Raw genomic sequence first — 23,097 nt, 5'->3', positions numbered from 1 at the left:
TCGTGTCCTTGCCCTGGTCGAGCTTGTCGGCGGTGCCGGTCATCTCGTCGTATGTTGCCCCGAAGTCACTCATCGATCATTGCCTTTCCCGCAATTTTCATTACACGACACCCGTTGCGGCGCCGTCCGTCACCATCACTCACACATCACATGGTCGTGAAGCATGAGCCCGACGAGCCGACACCGCTATCCCGGCTGTGGTCCGAGATCCGGGCAATCAACGTCGTCGCGGTAGTCCTACCCGCTACGGCCGGTTCTAAACATCTCAGAAAGTAAAGTTTCTGGTAGTCCCGGTTAGGGGGTCGCAGCAGCGCAACGGCGGGTAGTCGAGACCGCAACATCTGGCCGAGACCGGTAATGGTGGGCCCATGGATGCTGGCCCACCATCTGACAAGCGTTGTGGCTCAGCCGCCGGCGAGCTGCGAGTCCAGGTCCTGGATGGCGGTCGCCATGTCACGCAGAGCCTGAGCCATGTCCTCGACACCAGCGATGGCGTCCTTGAGGCCGGTGGTCATCTCGGTGTAGCCGTCCTGGAACTTGCCAGAAGCCTTCTCCGTCTTGAACCCGTCCTGAACGAGCTCGTCCACGTAGCCCTGGCACTCGTCCAGCGCCGACTCGATCGTGTCCTTGCCCTGGTCGAGCTTGTCGGCAGTGCCGGTCATCTCGTCGTAGGTTGCCCCGAAATCAGTCATCGATCCTAGCCCTCTCCCGCGATTTCATTACATGGCGCCGTATGAACGGCGCTCGCCACCGTAGGCCACTCCTCACAAGGTTGTGAAGGGTAAAAACGGATTCGTTGTCGGAATTATGCAGAGGTTCATGCAGAACCCTCGGAGTCGCTCGCGAGCGGCATCTGCATGGTCACCATGCGCCCGGCCTGGACGAAGATTCCGCGGCCCGCAGGGAAATCGGTGCGCTTCAGCTTGCCGAACGGAACCTTGAACAGCGTGTCGCCGTCGTAGGTGTCGGGCTTGAGCACGAGTCCCTGGCGGGCGGCCTTCCATTCACCCATGACGCCCGAGCCGCCGCCGGCTCGAGTGACATCGGCGTCGCCGACGAAGAGGTGGTCGGAGTTGTTGATCGCCTGCAGCAGGGCGCGCATCGGGCGGTCGGCAGGACCGTCGGCCAGGTGGGTCATGTCCTCGGCGACGATCATGATGCGGCCGGGGAAGGACTCGTCGGCGACGATCTCGGCGAGCTCGGTGACGAGCGCCTTCTCGTCGTCGGGGCGGGTGGCGCTGCGTACCCAGGGCCGGAAGTCGCCGAGCACGGCGCGACGGCTGCCGAGGTGGAACAGCTTCACCTCGGGGTCGAAGCGTTCGACGGACTCGACGAGCGCCTTGAGGGCGTTCGTCTTACCGGACTGCGGCGGGCCGGTGATGATGAACGAGCCGATCGGGTCGAAACCACGCGCGGACAGGGTGTCGTCGGCGATACCGAAGACGGGCTGCCCGTTGGCCTGCGCCGGCATGGCCCTGCTGGAGATCTTCGTCGGCAGGGCGCCGATCTCGCCGACCTCGGGAACACCCAGGGCGCGCAGCTGCGAGACCAGCTCGTCGAGGGCCTTGGTCTGCTCGGCCACGTTGGTCGTGCCGCCCAGAACGGCCAGCTGCACCTCGGCCTTGTCGACGACGGCGCGGCCGGGCACCGACTGCTCGTTGAGTACGTCCTTGGGTGCTCCGACCAGGACGTACTGGCTCGGGTCGGAGAGCCGCATGACGACTCGGCGCGGGATGTTCGCGAAGACCGCGGTCGGCACCGAGCCGCTGCGGTCGGCGGTGATCACCGCGTGGATGCCGAGCGGACGGCCCTCGCCGAGGACCCGCATGAAGGACTGGTAGAACGGCGCGCGACCGGCGGCGATCTCCCACTCCTTCTTGAACTCGGGGTAGTTGTCGATCAGGAGCAGGATGCGCGGCATCGACTGGTCGGCGATCTCACGGTATTCGGTGAGGTTCGCGGCCGCGGCCTTGGAGAACAGCTCGGAGCGACGGTCCATCTCCCGCTCGAGCGTGCGCATCAGTCGCTGCAGACGCTCGGCGTCGTCGCCGTCGATGATCGAGCCGACGTGCGGAAGACGCTCGATCGCACCCAGCGCGCCGGAGGCGAAGTCGAGGCCGTAGACCTGGACCCGGCCGAGCTCCGGACGGGCGCCGGCGGCGGTCGCGATCGTCTTCAGCAGGGTCGACTTGCCCGAACCGGAGGACCCGAAGATGAGCAGGGACCCGTCGCGGTCGGGAGCGAAGTAGATCGCGTTCTGCTGCTGACGCTCTGGTAGGTCGGCAAGGCCCAGCAGGATCTGTCCGTCGCCCTCCAGCGGCAGGTCGCGCATGTCGACCACGGACGCCAAGTCGTCGAGCCACGGTCGCCGCGGAGTCATCAGACCAGCGGTGGCGGAGGCCTTGATCAGGTTGGCCACGATCCGCTTCTGGTCGTTGGGGCCGAGGTCCTCGTCGTGCGAGTCGCTCTCCGGTGGACGCTCCGGCTCCCACTCCGTGATCGAACCGAACTTGAGCTCGGCCACCTTCACGTCAGCGGTGACGACCTCGTCGTTGCGCGTCCAGCCACCGGCGTATGCGGACTGGAACGGGGTCAGGCGACCAGGTCCGGTCTTCGCGATTCCGCGGCCCGGCAGGGACGGCGGGAAGGTCCCGGCGATCGGGTCGTCGACGACGTCCTTGGAGTCGGTCTCGTCGGCCATACGCAGCGCGACGCGGAGGTTGGTGTTGGCCCGCAGGTTGTCCTTGATGACACCGGCCGGGCGCTGGGTCGCCATGATCAGATGGATGCCGAGCGAACGACCTCGCTGGGCGATGTCGACGACGCCGTCGACGAACTCGGGCACCTCACCGGCCAATGCCGCGAACTCGTCGATGACGAGCACCAGCGCGGGCGGGCACTCCGGGTCCTGTCGCTTCTCCAGCTCGAGGAGGTCCTTGGCCTTCTTCCGGTTGAACAGGTGCTCGCGGTAGTGCAGCTCGGCCTTGAGGCTGGTCAGCGCACGGCGTACGAGGTGCGGGCTCAGGTCGGTCACCAGACCGACGCAGTGCGGCAGCTCGATGCAGTCGGCGAAGGCCGAGCCGCCCTTGTAGTCGACGAAGAGGAACGTCACCCGGTCGGGCGAGTGGGCCGAGGCGATGCCGAGCACCCATGCCTGCAGGAACTCGGACTTACCGGCACCGGTGGTGCCGCCGACGAGGGCGTGCGGGCCCTGCGTACGCAGGTCCAACGTCATCGCGTCCGAGGCTCCCTGGCCGATGATGGCGCGCAGGTTGCCCGCCTTCTTCAGTCGCGGCCGCGGCCGGTCGGAGCGGTCGATGATCGAGTTGTTCTGACGCCAGCGCTCCACCACGGAGTGCGGGTCCTCGGCGACCTCGTTGCCGACCAGCGACAGGAACCCGACCGAGTTGGGCAGGTCGGAGGAGTCGTGGACGACGGTGCTGGCGTCCACCACCGGCGCGAGCCGCTTGGCGAACATGTCCATGTAGGCGTTGGAGACACCCTCGACAATGACACCCTCGTAGAGGTCGCCGTTGCGGACGAGCCCGACGGTGGCACGCTCCAGGCCGTCGCTCACGTCCAGGAAGCTGCGGCAGACTGCTGGCAACGCCTCGACGGTGGAGGACATGAAGACCGCGTGTACGCCGACATCGGCGCCGCGCTCGAGCACCTGGACCAGCCGGGCCCGGTCGACCGGAGCATCGTTGGTGACGAAGACGACGATCGAGACCTGCACCCGGGCGTTGGTCTCCTCCCCGGCCCGGGCGACGTCGGTGCCGTACTGCATGGGGTTCCACTTCTCGGCGAACGGGCCGCGGTGCTCCGCGGTCCGGCCGGCGCGCATGATGTATTCCTCCAGCGCGCTGAGCAGAGCGTTGGCCGTCGGCGCGGAGTCGGCCAGCGGCATGTCCTTGAACCGGTTGGTCTCCGAGGTGGTGTGCGGGAGCCACTTGAGCCACTCGAACTCCTCGACCCAGTCCGGGTCGGCGAAGGCGACGGTGACGACCTCGTTGGGCGCGTGCAGGCCGAAGAGCTGCACCGCGAGCCCACGCATCGCGTCGGCGGCCGGGCCGGCCGGACCGGCGACACCCACGGAACCCACCGCGGGGAGCGACTCCAGCAGGGGTACGTCGTCGACGTACTTGTAGCGCTCCTTCAGACGGTCGATCCGCTCGATGAACTCGGGCAGGCCGTTCTGGGTGTCACGCTCCGCGATCGAGTTGCGCGACAGGGCGCGGGTGGTGCCGAGACGTACGGCCAGGAAGTTCCAGTGCTCGGGACGCCGGGTCCACAGCCGCGGGCCGAGCTGCATCGCCTGCTCGAAGACCTCCGCGACCGCCGGGACCTCCTCGTTGCGCGCCAGCTCTTCCTCGGGCTTGCTGCGGTAGAAGACCTCTTCCAGCTTCTCGAACTGCCGCTCGAAGAGCTCGATCTCGTGGTCCTGCTTCGCGCCGGCCTGGCGGTGCTGGTTGATGTAGTTGCCGACCGCCATCATCGGGGTCATCACGACCAGCAGCAGCGCGCGGGCGCGGCCGGTCATCGCGTAGATCGAGAGCGCCATGATGATCGGCGCGATCAGCACGAACCACGGGAACAGCTTCTTCTGCATCTCCGTCGGCATCCACGGCGGCGGATGCTCGGTGCCGGGGTAGCGCACGTCGACCCGCGGGCTTCGGTTGAAGAGCAGGCCGCCACCGCGCTCGAGCACCGGGTCCTCGACGGCGGAGAGGAAGTCGGCCGAGAGCTGCATGACCAGTGTGGTGCTGCCGATGACGACGGGCGTGTCCGGCGCCAGCCGTACGCGGGAGACCTGGGTGCCGTCGACGACGACGCCGTTGGCCGAGTTGAGGTCGACCAGCTCGACCGAGCGGTCGACCTCGATACGGGCGTGACGCTTGGAGACCATCGGGTCGGCGAGCACGATCTCGTTCTCGGGACCGCGGCCGATCGAGGCGTGGCCGGTGGTCAGCGGAAACGCCTGTCCCCGCACCGGACCGTCGATCGCCCGCAGCACACCGACGCTCTTGCGCCGCGAGCCGGTCGTCTCGTTGTCCGGGCCCATGTTGACGACCGCGGCCGCGAACCCGGACCCGATCGGCGCGTCACCGATGGGGACGTCGGGTTCGAGCGGCTCCATCCGGTCGGCGGTCGGCGGGGCGACGGCCAGGGTCAAGATGTCGTGCTCATTAGCGATCACGGAGCGCGCCGGGTCCGCGTCGGCGATGTGCCGAGCGACGTCTCCCGCCGTTGCCGTGGAGTCAGCCGTGACGATCACATCCGCCGGCGCGACACCGGGCCGGTGCAGAGTGAGCTTGACCTTCATCCTTCGTTCCCCTCGTCAACGTGCCAAAAGTCAATGCAGCGAGATCGTGCGGCGGTCGGAGCGGCGGTCACCCGCGACGCACCAGGGCCGAGCGGTCGCCGAACCGGATCATCGCCCCGACCGGCGCCAGCACCGGCTCCCAGGCGTTCAGTCGTCGGGTGGCACCCTCGTGGGTAACCACGGTGCCGTTGGTCGAACCTCGGTCGGTGACCTCGACACCGTCGCCGCTGGGCCGCAGCGAGAGGTGGGTCTTCGAGACCGACACGTCGATGATCGAGACCGTACGCGCCCCCAGCGTGTTCTCCGTCAGGGCGGGGTCACGGCCGACCAGCACCAGGCCGGTCACCGGGATCCGCTCGCCGGAGTCGACCTTGAGCATGATGCCCCGCTCGCGCGGCTGCGCCGGAGGCTGCTGGCCGCCGGACGTGGGCAGCGGCGTGGGAGCGGGCGTGGGAGCAGGCGTCGGCGTGGGAGCCGGGTGTGGGGTCGGTGCCGGGTAAGGCGTGGGCGTCGGGGTCGGAGGCGGCGGGGGAACCGTCTGGCCCTGGTTGGGCGTCACCGCGCGCGAGGGCGGAATCGCCGGGGTCACCGGTTTCGGGGCCACCGGTCCCGACGGCGGGGTCGCGAGCGCGCCACCAGGAGAGGCGCCCGGCTCGTCGTGTCTCGCCTTCGGACGGGAGACACCGAGCACGCCGGCGCTGACCCGCCCCGAGGGCCGGTAGCTGCCGGCGTCGTGATCGTTGGGGGTGGTGAGCGAGGGCAGCGACTTCCGCTGCGCGACGGGCGCGGCGGCGACCGTCTTGCGGGCGATGCGCATCCGCTTCTCGTCGTAGGGGTCGAGGCCCTCGCGAACGTCGACCATCCAGGACTCTGCCACCTTGTCGTGCCAGCCGCGGTTCCGCTTCTCCTTGTCGAACAGCGGCGAGGCGAGGAAGACGATAGGCGCGATCGGGATGATCCCGGAGCCCCAGAGCACCAGGGCACGGAGGAAGGCGCGGCCGACGCCCGGTCGCTCGAGCGTCTTGACGTTGATCGAGCGGACTCCGGCGACGGACTTGCCCAGCGTGACCCCGCGGCGGCCGTGGAAGACGATCTGGACGATGACGTAGATCAGGCTCAGCAGCACGGTGGCGCCGCCCGCGATCGCAGCCAGCATGAAGTCGGGGTGGCTCAGGAACCGGGCGAAGCCGAACTTGCCCTGGGCGAGCTTCAGCAACAGCGGGAGCGTGAAGACCAGGTAGGGGACCTGCAGGAGCAGGTAGCAGACGATGTCGACGGCGGCCGCGCCCGCACGACGGCCCAGCGGCGCGTCCTTCAGACCGAGCGAGGCGGCGTAGGCCGGGTCCGGCTTTCCGTCGGCGGTGAGACCCTCGATCCGGTCGTCATTTTCGGCGACCTCCCATATCTCCACCGCAAGAACTCCCTCACGCCCGATGTCCGAGTATTTTTCGGCGCTGACCAACAACGCCAGAAGGCTACCGGAATGTCCCGGCTCGGGCGCGATGGTGTCTGGCAGGATCGACGTATGTCAACACCCTCCGGGCCATCAGCGAGCCTCGAGCGCATCGTCTTCTCGGACGGCAGCACCGCCGATCTCGTACGCAAGGAGGACGGCTGGGCGATCCAGATCGACGGCGTCGCCCAGTCCCACCTCGGGGAGGACCCGGCGCAGCCGCCGAAGCTCGCCTCGATCCGGTGGATGCTGGCTGCGCTCGGGGACCAGGCGCCCCGCAGCGCCGCCCACCTGGGTGGGGCGCTGCTCGCCCTTCCCCGTGCGGTCGCCCACCGGTGGCCGGCGACCACGCAGACGGTCGTGGAGATCGAGCCCGCGTTGGTCGAGCTGACCAGGTCACGGTTCCCGCTTCCCCCGGGCATCACGATGGAGACCGCCGAGGCACGCTCGTGGCTCGAGGCGCACCCGGACGCGGAGCACGACGCCATCGTCATCGACATCTTCGTCGGCAACCGGATCCCGCCGGCGTTCACCTCGCTGGAGTGCATGACCGCGGCACGCAGCGCGCTTCGCGAGGAGGGCCGGCTCGTGCTGAACTCCGTCGCCGGCCCCGAGCTGCTCTTCACCCGTCGTGAGCTCGCGACATTGCGTACTGTCTTCGGGCATGTCGCGATGATCGTGCAGGGGTCCGCGCTCGCGGGAGCGAGGTTCGGCAACGCCACCCTGATCGCCTCGGCGTCTCCGATCGACGGCGACGTGATCCGCTCGTCGCTCGCCGGCGACCCGTCGAAGGGCGCGCTGGTGACCGACCTCGACCCGATCATCGACGGCGCCGATCCGATCAGCGATGCCGACCAGCTCTGGTCTCCGGAGCCGAACCTTCCCGACGCGAGCGCCGCGCTGCGGCTCCTCGAGCAGGCCCGCCAGGCCGTCGACACGCTCAGATCCGCCGCGGACTGAGGCTCCATCGCCTTTGTCTAGCGAGATTCGGCCCTATCGCTCGGCAGATACCGCGACAGGCATCGACAGCCATTTCTTTTACCGAAACCGGCTTGTAACGTTCAAACAACCTGCTTGCGACTTGCGGGCGGGATGCTTGATGCGCAGGACAAACCACGATGCACACCATCTATCCGTTGTAGGGGGGACCTCGATGGAAACACTCACCGCCACCCAGCCTGAGGCCAACAGTGCCGCGAAGCAGCACAGCCTCAAGTTCCGTCACGCCAGTGCCCTGACGAAGCTCATGGACGAGCGCCAGGACCTGCGCGGTGTTCACGTGTTCGCCGACTTCGTCGACGACTCGGTGCGCTGGTCCGCGTGACCAGCAGCTAAATGGGGGGATCCAAGATCCCGTTGCGCAAGGCCCGGCCGACGACGGCCGGGCCTTCGCTCAATTTCCGGACCCGTGGCTAGGAGCTGCGGTGGACGATCCGGCCGCCGACGGCGGTCAGTACGACCCCGCCATGGGCGATCGCGGCGAGATCACCGACCGAGGCCCGGAGCGGGTCGATGTCGAGCACGGCCAGGTCGCCGCGTGATCCCGGAGCGACCGTGGGCTGACCGTCGACCGACGCCGCCAACGCCTCCTGGACGGTGAGTGCCTGCTCCGGATGCCACGGCTCCTTGCCGTCCCGCGAGCGACCTACCGCGGCCGCGATGGCCAGCCACGGGTCGAGCGGCGCGACCGGAGCATCCGACCCGAGCGCAACCCGCACTCCCTCCTCGAGCATCCAGCGGGTCGCGAAGCAGCGGTCCTCCCGCCCCGGCCAGACGTCCTCGGTCATCTCCCGGTCGTCGAGGATGTGCGCCGGCTGCACGGATGCGGTGATCCCGAGCCGAGCCATCAGCGGCAGATCCTCGCGACGTACGAGCTGGGCGTGCTCGATGCTTCCGCGCGCCCCCGTCATCGCGTACGCCGCCAGTGCCTCCGACACCGCCCGGTCACCGATCGCGTGCGTGGCCACCTCGAGGCCGGCCGAGTGCGCCTTCCCCAGAAGTCCCTGCAGCTCGTCGGGTGACTGGTTCGGCGCGCCGCAGCTGTCCGGGTCATCGGCGTACGGGTCGCAGCACCATGCCGTCCGCGTGCCCAGCGAGCCGTCGCTGATGATCTTGAGCGGTCCCATCGTCAGCCGGTCCTCGTCCGGGAGCAGCCGGTCCCCCGTACGCAGCCCCTCGGCGATCGCCTCGTCGAGCTGGTCGGCGTAGGTCGCGACCCGGATACGGACCAGGTCGCAGCCGGCCGCCCACCGCGACCGCCAGTCGTCGAGCCGGATGCCGACCTCGAAGTCGGTCACCCCGACCACCCCGAGCGCGGCGGTCCGGGTCAGCATCCGGCGGAAGGCCGCCGGCGTGCTCCCGTTGGACTCGAAGAGCTCCGCGACCCGCGGATACGTCTCGTACCACTCGGTCTCCTGCACCATGTCCTCCCGGCGCGGCAGGTCCACGGCGTCGAGCGCGGCGGTGTTCAGCCAGGCGTGATGGAAGTCGTGGTTGACCAGGATCGCGGGGATGCCGCCGGTGACCGAGTCGAGCTCGGAGACGGTGCCCCAGCGGTCCCAGGTGCCGGCGGAGTGGCCCATCCCGACGATCGCCTCACCCGGCTCACTCTGCCGATCGAGGGCGCGAGCGGCCGCGGCGACCCGCGCCAGCGCCTCGGCAGGCGAACGGGTGCCGTGCAGGTCCAGCCTGCTGGCCCGCAGCGTCCACTGGCCGAGGTGGGTGTGGGCGTCCCACAGACCCGGCACGAGCCAGCGGCCACCCGCGTCGTACGCCTCGACACCATCCGGTCGGGACAGGCCTTCTCCGACCGCCGACACGACACCGTCGGCGACGTGAACGTCGACCACCCCGGCAGGCACGGTCGCCCGGGGTGAGAGCGGAACGATGCGTACGTTCCGGAGGAGAAGGTCGGGCATGAGCAGACGATAAGGAGTCTGCCCATGCTCGAGCCAATCAGATACCGAGGAGCCTCAGCGGCGCTTGAAGATTCCCCTGACGAGCTCCCTCGCAGCGGTGCGCGCGGCCTGCTTGAAGGCGGTCGACTTCACCACCGTCTCGATCATCGAGTCGTCGTCGTCACGCGACCTCGAACGCGACCCCGAGGACTTCTTCGGGGCGGTCTTCTTGGCCGCCTTCTCCTCCGCCTCGGCCGTGCGTGCGGCCGCCGCCGCGTCCGTCTTCGCCTTGAGCTGGTCGACGGCGGACTCGACCTCGACGGACGCGGTGTACTTCGCCGCCAGCGGCGACGCAGCGACGGCGGCTTCCATCGCGGCAGCGTCCGCAGGTCCCATCAGCGACTCGGGGGCGCGCAGCCGGGTCCAGGCGACCGGCGTCGGCGCGCCGCGCTCGTTCATGACGGTCACGATCGCCTCGCCGATCCCGAGCGTCTGGATGACCGCGCCGAGGTCGTCGTAGGAGGAGGTCGGGTAGGTGTTGACGCTGGCCTTGAGGGCCTTGGCGTCGTTGGGCGTGGCGACCCGCAGCTGGTGCTGGATGCGCGAGCCGAGCTGGCCGAGCACGTCGTCTGGGACGTCGGTCGGCTTCTGGGTGACGAAGAAGACGCCGACACCCTTGGAGCGGATCAGCCGGACCGTGTTGGTGATCTGGTCGAGGAACGCGTCAGAGGCATCGTTGAAGAGCAGGTGCGCCTCGTCGAAGAAGAAGACCAGCTTGGGCTTGTCGACGTCACCGACCTCGGGCAGCGCCCGGAAGAGCTCGGCGAGCAGCCACATCAGGAAGGTCGAGAAGATCGCCGGCCGGTCCTGCAGGTTGGGCAGCTCGAGCAACGAGATGATCCCGGCTTCCCCGTCGTTGCGTACGAAATCCGTGACCGCGAAGGCCGGCTCACCGAAGAACTCGTCCGCGCCCTGGTCGGCGAAGGCGATGAGCGTACGCAGGATCACCCCTGTCGTCGCGGACGAGAGGCCGCCCAGGCCCTTGAGATCGGCCTTGCCCTCGTCGGAGACCAGCCACTGCAGCACCGCCCGCAGGTCGTCGAGCCCGACCAGCTTCAGGCCGGCCTTCTCGGCGTAGTGGAAGACGAGACCGAGCGAGGACTCCTGGGTCTCGTTGAGATCCAGGACCTTGGAGAGGAGCGTCGGCCCGAAGGCGTCGACCGTGACCCGGACCGGGATGCCGGTGCCCTCGCCGCCGAGCGCGAAGAACTCGACCGGGAACCCGCGCGCCTGCCAGGCCTGCCCGACAGAGGCCGCCCGTGCGGTCAGCTTCTCGCTGGACTCGCCGGGCGCGGACAGACCGGAGAGGTCGCCCTTGATGTCGGCGGCGAACACCGGGACCCCGGCTGCGGAGAGCTGCTCGGCGAGCAGCTGCAGGGTCTTCGTCTTTCCCGTGCCGGTCGCGCCGGCGACCAGCCCATGCCGGTTCAACATCCCTAAGGGAATGCGAATCGGCGTCTCCAACAACGTCTCAGCGTCCGCCATCAGGCCCCCGAGCTCGAGGGCGGAACCCTCGAATTGGTAGCCGGGCCCGACCGCTTCTGAGAGAGCAGCAGCATCCGTCATGACCAGGACTCTATGTTGGGATTTGGTCAGGGGGCGATACAGTCACGAGGGTGATCTTCAAGCGTGTCGGCGATTCTCGCCCCTACCCTGACCATGGTCTGACGACCAAGGGGTGGGCCGCGCTGCCTCCTCGGACGGTCCGCCTCGACGAGCTGGTGACCACGAAGGACACCCTCCAGCTGGTGGCTCTGCTCAACGAGGACTCGACGTTCTTCGGCGACCTCTTCGCCCATGTCGTGGAGTGGAACGGCGAGCTCTACCTCGAGGACGGGCTCCACCGGGCGCTCCGCGCGGCGCTCCAGCAGCGCAACGTGCTGCACGCCCGCGTGCACAGCCTCGGTTAGGGCAGACCGAGCGGTTAGGCTCGGCGTCATGCTCGATTCGGCCCTCACGGGACTTCGTACGTTCATCATCCTCGCCGTGCTCGCGGCCGCGGTCGCTCTGGCCGGTGCCTGGGGATGGAACGCGATGACCGCACCCTTCCCGCAGAAGGTCGATGTCGGACCGTGCGTGGACGCACCGGTCAAGAAGGGCTCCGAGGTCTACCCGTCGCAGGTGGTCGTGACCGTGCTCAACGCGAGCACGCGCGCCGGGCTCGCCACCCGGGCGATGACGGACCTCGTCGACGCGGGCTTCGTCAAGGGGTCCACCGGCAACGCGCCCAGCGGCACCAAGCTGAAGACCGTCGAGGTGTGGACGCCCGACAAGAACGCTCCCTCAGCCGCGCTCGTCGCGAGCTGGCTCGGTGACGCGAAGATCGTGGAGACCAAGTCCGACATCCCGGGCATCGTGGTCGTCACCGGCGAGAACTTCCCCGAGGTCACCGGCGGCGACAAGACCGTCACCGCCAAGGCGGACGCCACGATCTGCAGCCCTCCGGTCGAATAGGCGCGCCCGCACGGATCTGCGAGGTCGGAATACCCGGTTAACCGGGTATTCCTGCACTTCTCTGGCATTGCAACACCTGAGAAGTGCAGGTTTCACCGGTTAACCGGGTATTCCAACCCACCCCTCAGCGCAGCCAGCCGGCCAGGCGTCCCTTCCGGCTGACCATCTCGAGGCGCCGTTCGGCCTGCTCACGCTGATGGCGGGGCACGACGACCAGGACGACGTCGCGGGCGCGGAGGACCGTGGTGTCGTCCGGAACCAGGGTCCGTCCGTCGCGGATCAGCAGCGACACCGACGACCCCATGGGCAGTCGGAGCTCGCTGACCTCGACGCCGTGCAGGCGTGACTCGCGCGGGATCCGGAGCTGGATCAGATCGGCCGCGATCTGCTCAAGCGGCGCGACGTCGAGGTCGAGCGAGCGTGGGTCGTTGGGGCGGGCCACCTCGAGCACCCGGGCGACCCACGGCAGCGTCGGGCCGGTCAGCAGCGTATAGACGACGACCATCACGAAGACCAGATCGAAGAGGTCCTCGGCGCCGTCGACACCCGCGGCCAGAGGGATGGTGGTGAGCACGACCGGCACCGCGCCACGCAACCCGGCCCAGGAGACGAACACGGTCTCGCGCCACGTCATCCGGGAGACCACCGTGCTGACCAGCACGGATGCGGGCCGGGCGATGAAGGTCAGGATCAGGCCGGCGGCGAGCGCGAGGCCGATCGTCTGGAGGTCGATACGCCCCGGGGAGAGCAGCAGCCCGAGCATCACGAAGAGCCCGATCTGGGCCAGCCAGGCGACACCCTCGGCGAAGGACCTGGTGGCGCCGCGGTGGGGCAGCTCGGAGTTGCCGAGCACGAGTGCGGCGACGTAGATCGCCGCGAACCCGGACCCGTGCAGCCACGCCGCTCCGCCGTAGGCCAGGAGGGCCAGCGTCATCACCGCCAGCGGATAGAGACCGGCGGCGGGCAGAGCGGCTCTCCGCATCAGCCAGGCTCCGCCGAACCCGACGAGCAGGCCGACGACGATGCCCAGCAGCAGCTCGCCGACCACGATCCCGGCCACGACGACCGGATGGTGCTCAGCGATCGCACCGCTGGCGATCAGCGTCACGATCACCACTGTCGGGGCGTCGTTGAGCCCGGACTCGGCCTCGAGGACACCGGTCAGCCTCTTGGGCAACGGCACCACCCGCAGCACCGAGAACACCGCGGCCGCATCGGTCGGCGAGGTCACCGCCCCGAGCAGGAACGCCAGCTGCCAGGAGAGCCCGAGCAGGTAGTGCGCACCCACCGCGACGACCCCGATCGAGACCACGACCCCGACCGTGGCCAGCATCAGCCCGAGACCGAAGGCGGGACGTACGTCCTTCCACGACGTCGTCAGACCGCCTTCGGCGAGGATCAGCGCCAGCGCCCCGAAGCCGACAGCGTGCGCGAGCGCCGCGTCGTCGAACCGGATCCCGAGCACCGACTCACCGAGCAAGACGCCCATCAGCAGGTAGATCAGCAGCGACGGGAGCCCGGCCTTCGTCGACATCCGCACCGCGAGGATCGCCAGGAGCGTGACCAGGGAGCCGATCAGCACGAACAGGTCGAACTGATGGACATCGAAGCTCATGTGCGCCGGGCCCCCCTCCGACCTATGGATCTGCATCCTAATGTTTGCTCCCATGGACCGTCTGACTGTCGCCCAACGCGCGAACGTGCCTCCTTTTCACGTGATGGACATGCTCGAGCGGGCGGCGCAGCGGCAGCGGACGTACGCCGATCTCATCTCGCTCACCTCGGGGCAGCCGTCCACGGGGGCGCCGCAGGCGGTCAGCGCCGAGGCGGTGCGGCTGCTGCAGAGCGGTGACCCGCTGGGCTATACGCCGGCGACCGGGATCCTGGAGCTGCGCCAGGCGATCGCGGGGCACCATCGGGCGTGGCACGGGATCGACGTCTCCCCCGAGGACGTCGTCGTGACCACGGGCGCGAGCGGTGGCTTCCTGGCGACGTTCCTGGCTGCGTTCGACACCGGGGACCGGGTGGCGATGGCCCGGCCGTCCTATCCCTGTTACCGCAACGTGCTCGCGGCCCTGGGGTGCGAGGTCGTGGAGATCCCGACCGGTGCGGCCGAGCGCTACCAGCCGACCGTGGAGCAGGTGCGGGAGCTGCACGAGCGCGTCGGCCTGAAGGGGCTCGTGGTGGCCAGTCCGGCCAACCCGACCGGCACGATGCTGCTGCCCGAGGAGCTGGCCGCGTTGGCTCGCTACTGCGAGGAGGCCGGGATCCAGTTGATCTCGGACGAGATCTACCACGGGCTGACCTACGGCGGGGACGGCAGCCGCGGCCGCAGCGCCTGGGAGACCTCGCGCGACGCCGTCGTGTTCGGCTCGTTCTCGAAGTACTTCTCGATGACCGGCTGGCGCATCGGCTGGCTGCTGGCGCCCGCCCACCTGCGACGCGCGATCGACGTCCTGGTCGGCAACTTCACCATCTGCCCGCCGACCCTCGCCCAGCATGCCGCGGTGGCGGCGTTCACCCCGGATGCGTACGCCGAGCTCGACGGTCACGTGACCCGCTACGCGACCAACCGCGGGGTGCTCCTCGACGGCCTCCGCTCCCTCGGGGTCACCGAGATGGCTCCGGCCGATGGCGCCTTCTACGTCTATGCCGACGTCAGCCGCTGGACCGACGACACCATGGCCTGGTGCCACCAGATCCTCGACCGCACGGGCGTCGCGATGGCTCCCGGCGTCGACTTCGACCCGGTCGACGGACACCGCTTCGTACGTCTCTCCTTCGCCGGCTCCGCCGCCGAGATCGAGCAGGGCCTCGACCGCCTCTCCACCGTGCTGCGATAGGGCGTCTCGAGCGAATTTGAGAAAGTTCACGATTTTACGTTTAGAAACCGTTCCTGCGGGGTAGGACCATCACAGAGACCTGTCCGAGGAGGGATATGTACGGCGACAGCGACGTGATCCGTCGTCGGGTGAGCCATCTGCGAGAGCAGGCGGGCGACATCCGCGCGAGTGCCGACAAGCTGGTGGTGCAGGCCGAGGCCGTGCCATGGCACGGTCGGGCTGCCGAGTCCCTCCGTGGGCGGATGAAAGAGCGTGCCACCGCGCTGCGGAGCTCGGCCGAGAAGCATGACCGGGCGGCCGACGCCCTGGCCAAGCACCTCAATCAGGTCGACCTGTTCAAGGAGCAGATCGCCGAGGCCGAGGCCCGCGCCGAGGCGCTGATCGCCGAGGACAAGCTCGACGGATTCGAGGCCCCTGAGCCGGGCCACAAGGACTGGCTGGAGGTCACCTTCCGATGACCACGATCGACCTGGGCCCCGCTCCGGCGGCGCCGACAGAGCCGTGGGCGGGCGTGCCCCGCCGCGTCGGCCTGACCCTGCCCGAGCTGACCCATGCCTGCGAGACCATCGGGGCGCCGCTCCCGTTCGAGGTCGCGACGCACCGTGATGACGGGCTCGACGCCCGCTTGGGGCAGACCCGCTCGGCCGCCGAGGCCGAGGCCCTGGCCCGCGCCGTCGCCGGCTTCGGCGAGGGCAGCACCTCGCTGCAGCGCCGCGACCTCCTCGACGCCGACGGGACCCTCGACGCCGGGATCGCCGGCGCGCTGGGGCTGCTGGCGACCCCGGAGGTGGTCGTCGACCTCGATGTCGTCGTCGACGGCCTCCGTGGCCGCGCCTGGCACCGGCAGAAGGGTGAGGCAGCCGCCTCACTGGCCACCGTGGACGGGCTCGTCTTCGAGCTCTCCTGGTATCCCTCGGCGGCCTGGTCGACCGAGCTCGGCCGCACCGCGACGCTGCCGGGTGACACCGCCCGGCTGGCCTCGGCGGTGCCCGAGCAGCTGGAGGTCCCGTTCGCGACCGCTGACGCCGTCTTCGAGGCGCTGCGCACCGGGCGCGGTGATCTGGTGCCGGTGCTGACCGAGGGCGACGTGGTCGTCTCGCGAGCCCTCGAGGCGCTGTCCACCGAGGCCCACGGCCGGCTGCGTGCCATCGTCGCGACCACCGCCGGTCCGGAGAACCCGCTGATCGGCACGGTCTCCTGGACGTTGGTCAACGACGGCTGGCGTTCGATGCGTACGGTGTCGCTCGATGGTGAGCTGACACTGCTGATCACCACTGTGGAGCCGTCCGAGCTCGCCGCAGACCTTGCCCCTGTTCTCGCGGAGGTGGCTCGATGAGCTCTTCGTCCAACGATCCGATCAACCGTCTGGGACCGCTCCCGGATGGCGCCCCCGACTCGGTGCCGCCGCCCGCGGGTCCGGAGGACAAGTACGAGCAGATCCTCGGTCTGGCCGGCTCCATCGGTGACGCCGGCGCGCAGCTGCGCGAGTGGGCCGAGCTCGGTGCCGAGATCCTGGCTGACGAGGACATCACCTCCTCCGCCGAGCTCTCCGCGAAGACCTGGGAGCCGGCCGAGGAGGAGATCCGGGCCGCGACCTCCGAGAAGGGCGGCGTCCTCGGTCTCAGCCAGGCGCTCGAGGCCGATGCGCTCTCGGTGCGGGCTACCGTGCAGACCTACCGCTGGATCGACGAGCTCCAGGCCGCTGCCCGCAGCACGCTGGGTGCCATCGCGGCCAACGCGCTCGACTACCTCGCCCCCGAGGTCGAGCTCGGCGGGTCTCTGCTGTCCGCCGGCCTGATCGAGACCGACGCGCTCGACCGTGAGGGCGTCACCGCCTATCTCGGCGAGCTCGCCCAGGGTCATCCCGAGCTGATGGACCACATCGCCACCGGCGGCGGGCTGCTCGAGTCGCTCGAGCTGCGCTCGCTGCTCACTGCCGGCTTCCCGCGCGGGGACGACGCCGGGGCAGCCACCGCGGGCGCGCTGCGGGCCGCCGGGATCGACGCGTTCGCGACCGACGCCGGACACGCGCTGCGCGACATCGGCGGGGCCTTGGCCTCCACCGAGGAGGACACCGCGGCCGGCGACGTCACCGCCGCCACCCCGGCCACCATCGAGGAGTTGATCCGCACCCTCGAGGCCACCGAGACCGGTGTCGCCGTCCAGAAGACGGCGCCCGGCCGCTACATCGCCTATCTGCCGGGCCCGTACGCCGGCAGCCGGCGCCTGCGGCTCGTCTCGGGTGACCTCTCCGACTACATCGCCACCGCGTCGAGGACCATCGAGGAGGCGGTCGAGGCCGGCTCCCACGTGATGCTCGTCGGCGCCGCAGCCGGGGGCACCGCGGCGGCAGCGATCGCGGCGGCAGCCGGGGGTGCGTACGTCGTGGACCAGGTGGTCACCGTGGGTGCTCCTGGCGCGGCAGCGCCGCGGGTTCCGGAGACCACGCGGGTGCTGTCGCTGGAGGACCGCTCCGACCCGGTGGCGCTCCTCGGCGGGCTCATCAACGCGGGTGTCGGACACCGGTTCACGGTCGTCTACGACGGCACCACCGCGGAGGAGAGCCACTACGTCGCCGGCGGGCGGGCTGCGGACAACGCCGCCCACGACGAGCTCCGTGACGAGATCGGGCGGATCCGCAGTCTGGGATACCTCGGCTGAGTTGCGGGCTTGCCTCGATGACGTGAGTCGATACGGTGTAGGTCGCGCCCTCGGCACCATCCCCGACCTCACCTGTGCTCGGACACCGGCCAGTCGATCGCGGAGGGCACTCTGACGCCTACCTGATCGGTCCTTGTGAAGTCCATCGTCGTCCATGCCGGCCTCCCCAAGACGGGCACCTCCGCGGTCCAGGCGTTCTTCCACGCCAACACGGAGAAGCTCGCGAAGGCCGGCATCTTCTACCCTCAGCACAGCGTCGACAAGAACGGCATCAGCGCCGGCAACGCCGGCTCGCTCTTGGAGCGCTCGGGCCACCTCTTCGTGGCCTCGTCCCACGAGGTCGCCAGGACGCTCGAGGAGTTCGAGGCCAGCGGATGCCACACGCTGCTGCTCTCCTCCGAGGCGTTCCTCCCCGAGCTGCCCGGGATCGCCGAGCTGCTGCCGCCGCAGACCCGGTTCGTCCTGTACGTCCGCGATCCCCTCGCCTTCCTGGAGTCCGACTACAACCAGCGGGTCAAACGGCTCGGGCATCTCGAGCCGTTCGTGGCGTCGCCTGATGCGTACGGCGGTTGGCTGGGTCACCAGCACCTCTACAACGCGCTCGACTCCGAGGTGGTGCGCTCCCGGCTCGTCCTCCGGCCATACCTTCCCGAGCTCTTCGTCGGCGGCAGCCTTCTCACCGACCTGCTCGACACCGCCGCCATCGACACCGCCGGGCTCGGCGACCTGTCCTTGAGGCAGATCAACCTCTCCTATTCGCTGCACGCGCTCGAGATCAAGCGCGCGCTCAACGTCCTCCCGCTCGGGCCGCAGCTCCAGGAGCGCCTCGACGTCCACCTGCAGTCCTGCCCCCTCGGGCCGACGACCTACACCCTGGTGCCTCCCGCCGACCACGAGCGGCTCCGGAAGATCGCCGACGACGAGCTGCGCGCGCTCTCGCTGAGGTACGACATCGACTCCCTCGAGCCCATGCGGGAGCTGCTGCGAGAGAAGCCGCCGAAGCCCTTCCACCCGCAACAGCTCACCGACGACGAGGTCGACGCCGTCGTACGCCACATCGCCACCGTCGGCAAGCGGCTCACCCACCGGATCGCCCAGACGCTCGTCGAGCACCCCGAGATCGAGCTCGTCTACCCCTCCCTGCGCGACTCGTTCGCCGCCGCTGCCGCCGAGCTTGACGAGGCACCGGCAGCGCGGCAGCGCTGGTGGTCCCGCTGGTTCTGAGCGGGCGGGCGCGGGGGTCGGGATACCCGGTTAACCGGGTATCCCTGCACTTCTCAGGCGTTGCATTGCCAGAGAAGTGCAGGAAAAGCCTGAGAAGTCAGGCCAGGTCGGCAACCACGATGGTGTGGTTGTCCGGTTCTCCGGCGGCGACGACAGCGGCGGCCACAGCGTCTGCGACCGCCTGCGGGCCGGCCTCGGCGGTGATCAGCGGGTTCAGGTCGTCCACGTAGGAGTGGACGCCGTCGGTGGTCAGCACCAGCCGGTCACCGGGCAGCAGCTCGAGCGACATCTCGTCGGCGACCACCCCGGGGACCAGGGCGCGGTTGAGCAGCGCCCGGTGTTCGTGGGAACGAGCCTCGTCGGCGGTCAGCTGGCCGGCCTCGACCATGGCGGCGACGACCGTGTGGTCGTGGGTGACCTGGCGTACGTCTCCGTCCCGCACCAGGAAGACCCTGGCGTCACCGATGTGGGTGATCCGCGCGGTCGAGCCGTGCAGATCGACGGCGGTCAGGGTGGTGCCCGACTTCGGCACCTCCGCGAACACCTCCTGGATGGCCGACCGCAGCCCGCCGGCGGCGTACGCAGTCAGGGCCGCCCCGGCAAGATCGTCGCGCTCACCAAAACCGTCCGCGACAGCGATCAGCTCCGGGGTGACCAGGACGGCGTCCTGCTGGCTGGACCGGCTTCCGGTCTCGTGGCTGACGCCGAACTCGACGTTCAGGGTCTCGGTTGAAGTAGTCATCTGACGTGCCTCGCTCCTCAATCGGTGGACGAGGACGGAGACCATTCTGCGACGCGTCGACGTGTCGGCCTCGACCTGGCGCCAGTACGTCTCGACCTCGACCGCCGCGAGTGCGGCGGGCATGTCGACGACCTCCCGGATCCGGGCCAGCGGCATCCCGATCAGGCGCAGCTCGGCCACCAGGCGTGCGCGTTCGACCTGGTCAGGCCCATAGCGGCGATAGCCGGAGACCGCGTCGACCTCGGCGGGCAGCAGCAGACCGAGGTCGTCGTACAACCTCAGCGCCTTCGGCGTCAGCCCGGTCGCCCGGGCGAAGTCGCCGATGTTCACGAGCCCCTCCAGGCCGCTCGTGCGCGCTCGCTGACGCTCGCTCATGATCACCATCCTCCCCGGTGAAGGTCACCGGTGGAAGCAGATTGGTGCTTCCCCTTGGGGCAACCTCAAGCCCCGGTCTGCTCGGCCCACTTCTCGAGCAGCCGGGCGAGCGACCGCCGCTCGGCCGCGGTGAAGACGGCGAGCAGGCGGTGCTCGTTGGCGATGTGGTCGGTGAATGCCGCGTCGATCAGCTCGCGCCCACGCTCGGTCAGCGCGACCCGGCGCCCGCGGCCGTCCTCGTCCCGGCGGTCCCGGCTGACCCAGCCCTGGGCCAGGCAGCGGTCGACCCGCTTGGTGACCGCCCCCGAGGAGACCATCGTCTGCTCGCCGAGCTCCTTCGGAGTCAGGGCGTACGGAGCGCCTTGCCGTCGGAGCGTCGCCAGGACGTCGAACTCGCCCTCGCCCAGTCCGTGCTCGGCATAGACGCTGACGAGCTCGTCGGTGAGACGCAGCGCGAGGCGGTGCAGCCGGGCGATGACGGCTTGGGGGGTGATGTCGAGGTCGGGGCGCTCCCGCTCCCACTGCGCCATCACGGTCGAGACGTGGTCTGCCATGACAATGGAATATATCTCACGCGGAAGGTATTATAGCTTCCATGGAAGGTAGATTCGTGACCCTCGCGCTGACCGCGATCGCCCCGGTGGCATGGGGGTCGGGCTACTTCGTGACAGCGACGTTCCTGCCTCCGGACCGACCACTGTTCGGCGCGGTGGTCCGGGCGCTGCCCTTCGGCCTGCTGCTCCTGGCGCTCCGGCCGGGCCTGCTCCACGGCTCCTGGTGGTGGCGGACAGCAGCGCTCGGACTGCTCAACTTCGGGGCGTTCTTCGCCCTCGTCTTCGTCGCCGCCTACCGGCTCCCCGGCGGCCTCGCCGCCACCCTGACCGCGGTCTCTCCGATCGTGGTGATGCTGCTGGCCTGGGCCTTCGCCGGCGAGCGGCCGCGGGCCGGATCGCTCGCGGCCGGCGTCATCGGCGCCATCGGCGTTGCCCTGCTGGTGCTCCGTGGCGGCGCGAGCCTCGACCTGATCGGGGTCCTGGCCGCCTTCGCCTCGGTCGCCGTCTTCTCCACCGGCTTCATCCTCGTGAAGGTCTGGCAGCCGCCGGTCGGACTGCTCACCTTCACCGCCTGGCAGCTCGTCCTGGGAGGCCTCGCGCTCGCCCCGGTGGCCCTCCTCGTCGAGGGTCCGCCGCCCGCGCTCGACCTGCCTGCGATCGGGGGCTACGCCTACATCGGCATGGCCGGCACCGTGGTCGCCTACGCGGTCTGGTTCCGTGGCGCGCGGCGCCTTCCCGCCGCCGCGGTGTCGCTGGTCGGCCTGCTCAACCCGGTCGCCGGGATCCTCATCGGCCTCGCCTTCGCGGGCGAACACCTCACCCCGATCAGCGGGCTCGGGATGGTGCTGGTGCTCGGTGGCGTACTCCTCGGACAGCCCGCGGTGCTCGACCGGATCAAGGCCAGACGTGGGCCGGAACCAACCTCCTGTGCAGACGTTGGAGCAGCCGGATAGGTTCACCTCCATGAAACTGCGTGCGCGTGCGCTTGAGCTTCTCGTCTTCACCGTCGGTGCCGGCACCTTGGGGTCAGAGATGGCCGCGGCTCGGCTGCTCGCTCCGTGGTTCGGCGACTCGACCATCGTGTGGGCCAACACGATCGCCACGGTGCTGGTGGCGCTCGCGATCGGCTACTCCGTCGGCGGCCGGATCGCCGACCGGAACCCGCACCCCTCCGGCCTGGCCAAGATCGTGCTCGCCGCCGCGGCCCTCCTGGCCGCGGTGCCGTTCGTCGCCGACCCGTTCCTCCCGCTCGCGGTCAAGGCGGTCGACCAGCTCAGCATCGCCACCTTCGCCGGCTCGCTGGTCGGGGTCGGCGTGCTCCTCGCGATCCCGCTCTTCCTGCTCGGCATAGTCAGCCCCTACGCCGTCCGACTGAGCGTCGAAGCCGTCGAGGACGCCGGCCACGCGGCCGGGCGCCTCTACGCGATCTCGACGGTCGGCTCCCTGGTCGGCACCTTCGCCGCCTCGCTGCTGCTCATCCCGGTCGTCGGGACGCGGCGTACGTTCCTGATCTTCGCCCTCCTGATGGCGATCTGCGCGATCCCGCACCTGGTCAAGCGCCGGCTCCCGGCCGCGGTCGTACCGGCGGTGATCCTCGCCCTGATCGCTCTGCCGACCGGTTCGATCAAGACCCTGACCAGCAACGGCGGCGAGGTGATCTGGGAGAAGGAGACGGAATACCAGTACGCCCGCGTGGTCGAGTACGACGACGGCAGCCGTTACCTCGAGCTCAACGAGGGTCACGCCGTGCACTCTGTCTACAACAAGGGCGAATGGCTCACCGGCGCCTATTGGGACGAGATGCTCTCGCTGTCGTACGCCGGCGCGGAGGCCCCGAAGTCGGTGGCGATCCTGGGCTCGGCCGCCGGGACGACCGCGCGCCAGTTCGGCCACTTCGCCCCCGAGACCCGGGTGGACGCCGTCGAGATCGACGAGGACGTCACCGAGGTCGGCCAGAAGCTCTTCGACCTCAAGGACCAGCCGAACCTCCACCTCCACACCGCCGACGCCCGCCCGTGGCTGCAGAAGCAGACCCGGAAGTACGACGCGATCATGGTCGACGCCTACCACCAGCCCTACATCCCGTTCTACCTGACCACGAAGGAGTTCTTCGCGCTCGCGAAGTCCCACCTGAACCCGGGCGGGGTGCTCGTCGTGAACTCAGCCCACCCGGAGGGCTCGACAGCGCTGGAGAAGGTCCTCACCGCAACGCTGCGGACCTCGTTCGGAGAGGCCGTGTGGCGGTCGGACTCCGGCCCGACCAACACCCACCTGATCGCGACCGTCGACCCGGATGCGGATCCGGCCGCCAACCTCATCGCCACCGCGCAGTCGCAGCCCGCCGACCTCGCCGGCACCCTCACCGACTCCGCCGCCCGGCTCGAGCCGGGCATCCGGGGCGGGACGGTCTACACCGATGATGTCGCGCCGGTCGAGTGGCTCACCGACCTCAGCCTTCTCGAGGTCGCCTGACCCGCTCGGGCGCTTCACCTCACCGATCGGCGTCTTGCG

Annotated in this window: 19 protein-coding genes; 11 read left to right on the top strand and 8 right to left on the bottom strand. The window is 69.5% G+C overall.

Annotated elements, in window-relative coordinates:
• Nucleotides 1–404: 404 nt before the first annotated feature.
• The 3 genes from ACFX43_RS04000 to ACFX43_RS03990 form a co-directional block, all read right to left on the bottom strand.
• On the bottom strand, nucleotides 405–692 hold the full coding sequence (locus tag ACFX43_RS04000; RefSeq protein ID WP_008356184.1) for a WXG100 family type VII secretion target: 288 nt from the start codon (nucleotides 690–692) through the stop codon (nucleotides 405–407).
• 125 nt (nucleotides 693–817) lie between these two features.
• A complete protein-coding gene (locus tag ACFX43_RS03995) occupies nucleotides 818–5,323 on the bottom strand; it encodes an FtsK/SpoIIIE domain-containing protein (protein ID WP_378817305.1) in 4,506 nt (1,501 codons plus the stop codon).
• A gap of 67 nt (nucleotides 5,324–5,390) precedes the next feature.
• Nucleotides 5,391–6,734, bottom strand: a complete 1,344-nt coding sequence (locus tag ACFX43_RS03990; RefSeq protein ID WP_378817303.1) for an RDD family protein — start codon at nucleotides 6,732–6,734, stop codon at nucleotides 5,391–5,393.
• Between the two features lie 114 nt (nucleotides 6,735–6,848).
• Between ACFX43_RS03990 and ACFX43_RS03985 the strand changes: the two genes are divergently transcribed.
• Both ACFX43_RS03985 and ACFX43_RS03980 read left to right on the top strand, forming a co-directional pair.
• The gene (locus tag ACFX43_RS03985; protein WP_378817301.1) at nucleotides 6,849–7,736 is read left to right on the top strand and encodes a spermidine synthase; all 888 of its coding nucleotides are present in this window, start codon (nucleotides 6,849–6,851) and stop codon (nucleotides 7,734–7,736) included.
• A 193-nt stretch (nucleotides 7,737–7,929) separates the two neighbouring features.
• Complete coding sequence (locus ACFX43_RS03980) at nucleotides 7,930–8,100, top strand: hypothetical protein (RefSeq protein ID WP_168381080.1); 171 nt, start codon at nucleotides 7,930–7,932, stop codon at nucleotides 8,098–8,100.
• A gap of 88 nt (nucleotides 8,101–8,188) precedes the next feature.
• Here ACFX43_RS03980 and ACFX43_RS03975 read toward each other — a convergent pair whose 3' ends face one another.
• Together ACFX43_RS03975 and ACFX43_RS03970 are read right to left on the bottom strand one after the other, a co-directional pair.
• A complete protein-coding gene (locus ACFX43_RS03975) occupies nucleotides 8,189–9,694 on the bottom strand; it encodes an amidohydrolase (protein WP_378817298.1) in 1,506 nt (501 codons plus the stop codon).
• 54 nt (nucleotides 9,695–9,748) lie between these two features.
• A complete protein-coding gene (locus tag ACFX43_RS03970; protein ID WP_378817295.1) occupies nucleotides 9,749–11,299 on the bottom strand; it encodes a helicase HerA-like domain-containing protein in 1,551 nt (516 codons plus the stop codon).
• A gap of 50 nt (nucleotides 11,300–11,349) precedes the next feature.
• On the opposite strand from ACFX43_RS03970, the gene ACFX43_RS03965 reads away from it, so the two are divergent.
• Together ACFX43_RS03965 and ACFX43_RS03960 are read left to right on the top strand one after the other, a co-directional pair.
• The gene (locus ACFX43_RS03965) at nucleotides 11,350–11,643 is read left to right on the top strand and encodes a type II toxin-antitoxin system VapB family antitoxin (protein ID WP_045551249.1); all 294 of its coding nucleotides are present in this window, start codon (nucleotides 11,350–11,352) and stop codon (nucleotides 11,641–11,643) included.
• Between the two features lie 28 nt (nucleotides 11,644–11,671).
• Complete coding sequence (locus ACFX43_RS03960) at nucleotides 11,672–12,187, top strand: LytR C-terminal domain-containing protein (RefSeq protein ID WP_378817292.1); 516 nt, start codon at nucleotides 11,672–11,674, stop codon at nucleotides 12,185–12,187.
• A gap of 124 nt (nucleotides 12,188–12,311) precedes the next feature.
• On the opposite strand, the gene ACFX43_RS03955 is transcribed toward ACFX43_RS03960, so the two are convergent.
• A complete protein-coding gene (locus ACFX43_RS03955; RefSeq protein ID WP_378817289.1) occupies nucleotides 12,312–13,802 on the bottom strand; it encodes a potassium/proton antiporter in 1,491 nt (496 codons plus the stop codon).
• Nucleotides 13,803–13,854: 52 nt separating this feature from the next.
• Between ACFX43_RS03955 and ACFX43_RS03950 the strand changes: the two genes are divergently transcribed.
• From ACFX43_RS03950 to ACFX43_RS03930, 5 genes are all read left to right on the top strand, one after another.
• Nucleotides 13,855–15,030 (top strand): pyridoxal phosphate-dependent aminotransferase, encoded by a 1,176-nt coding sequence (locus tag ACFX43_RS03950; protein ID WP_378817286.1) that lies wholly within the window; start codon nucleotides 13,855–13,857, stop codon nucleotides 15,028–15,030.
• Nucleotides 15,031–15,125: 95 nt separating this feature from the next.
• Nucleotides 15,126–15,488, top strand: a complete 363-nt coding sequence (locus ACFX43_RS03945; RefSeq protein ID WP_378817284.1) for a hypothetical protein — start codon at nucleotides 15,126–15,128, stop codon at nucleotides 15,486–15,488.
• A complete protein-coding gene (locus ACFX43_RS03940) occupies nucleotides 15,485–16,366 on the top strand; it encodes a hypothetical protein (protein ID WP_378817281.1) in 882 nt (293 codons plus the stop codon). The genes ACFX43_RS03945 and ACFX43_RS03940 overlap by 4 nt, the downstream gene beginning before the upstream one ends.
• Nucleotides 16,363–17,691 carry a hypothetical protein gene (locus tag ACFX43_RS03935; protein WP_378817280.1) on the top strand — a complete coding sequence of 443 codons (1,329 nt, stop codon included), beginning with the start codon at nucleotides 16,363–16,365 and terminating at the stop codon, nucleotides 17,689–17,691. The genes ACFX43_RS03940 and ACFX43_RS03935 overlap by 4 nt, the downstream gene beginning before the upstream one ends.
• A gap of 135 nt (nucleotides 17,692–17,826) precedes the next feature.
• Nucleotides 17,827–18,915 (top strand): hypothetical protein, encoded by a 1,089-nt coding sequence (locus ACFX43_RS03930; RefSeq protein WP_378817277.1) that lies wholly within the window; start codon nucleotides 17,827–17,829, stop codon nucleotides 18,913–18,915.
• A gap of 97 nt (nucleotides 18,916–19,012) precedes the next feature.
• Here ACFX43_RS03930 and ACFX43_RS03925 read toward each other — a convergent pair whose 3' ends face one another.
• Together ACFX43_RS03925 and ACFX43_RS03920 are read right to left on the bottom strand one after the other, a co-directional pair.
• The gene (locus tag ACFX43_RS03925) at nucleotides 19,013–20,032 is read right to left on the bottom strand and encodes a MerR family transcriptional regulator (RefSeq protein WP_378817275.1); all 1,020 of its coding nucleotides are present in this window, start codon (nucleotides 20,030–20,032) and stop codon (nucleotides 19,013–19,015) included.
• Between the two features lie 65 nt (nucleotides 20,033–20,097).
• A complete protein-coding gene (locus ACFX43_RS03920) occupies nucleotides 20,098–20,586 on the bottom strand; it encodes a MarR family winged helix-turn-helix transcriptional regulator (RefSeq protein ID WP_378817272.1) in 489 nt (162 codons plus the stop codon).
• Between the two features lie 41 nt (nucleotides 20,587–20,627).
• Between ACFX43_RS03920 and ACFX43_RS03915 the strand changes: the two genes are divergently transcribed.
• Both ACFX43_RS03915 and ACFX43_RS03910 read left to right on the top strand, forming a co-directional pair.
• Nucleotides 20,628–21,539 carry a DMT family transporter gene (locus ACFX43_RS03915; protein ID WP_378817269.1) on the top strand — a complete coding sequence of 304 codons (912 nt, stop codon included), beginning with the start codon at nucleotides 20,628–20,630 and terminating at the stop codon, nucleotides 21,537–21,539.
• 10 nt (nucleotides 21,540–21,549) lie between these two features.
• A complete protein-coding gene (locus ACFX43_RS03910) occupies nucleotides 21,550–23,058 on the top strand; it encodes a spermidine synthase (RefSeq protein WP_378817266.1) in 1,509 nt (502 codons plus the stop codon).
• The last annotated feature ends 39 nt before the right edge of the window (nucleotides 23,059–23,097 follow it).

This window comes from Nocardioides sp. YIM B13467 (assembly GCF_042788075.1).
Classification (GTDB): Bacteria; Actinomycetota; Actinomycetes; order Propionibacteriales; family Nocardioidaceae; genus Nocardioides.
This window is presented reverse-complemented; position numbering and strand designations above follow the sequence as displayed.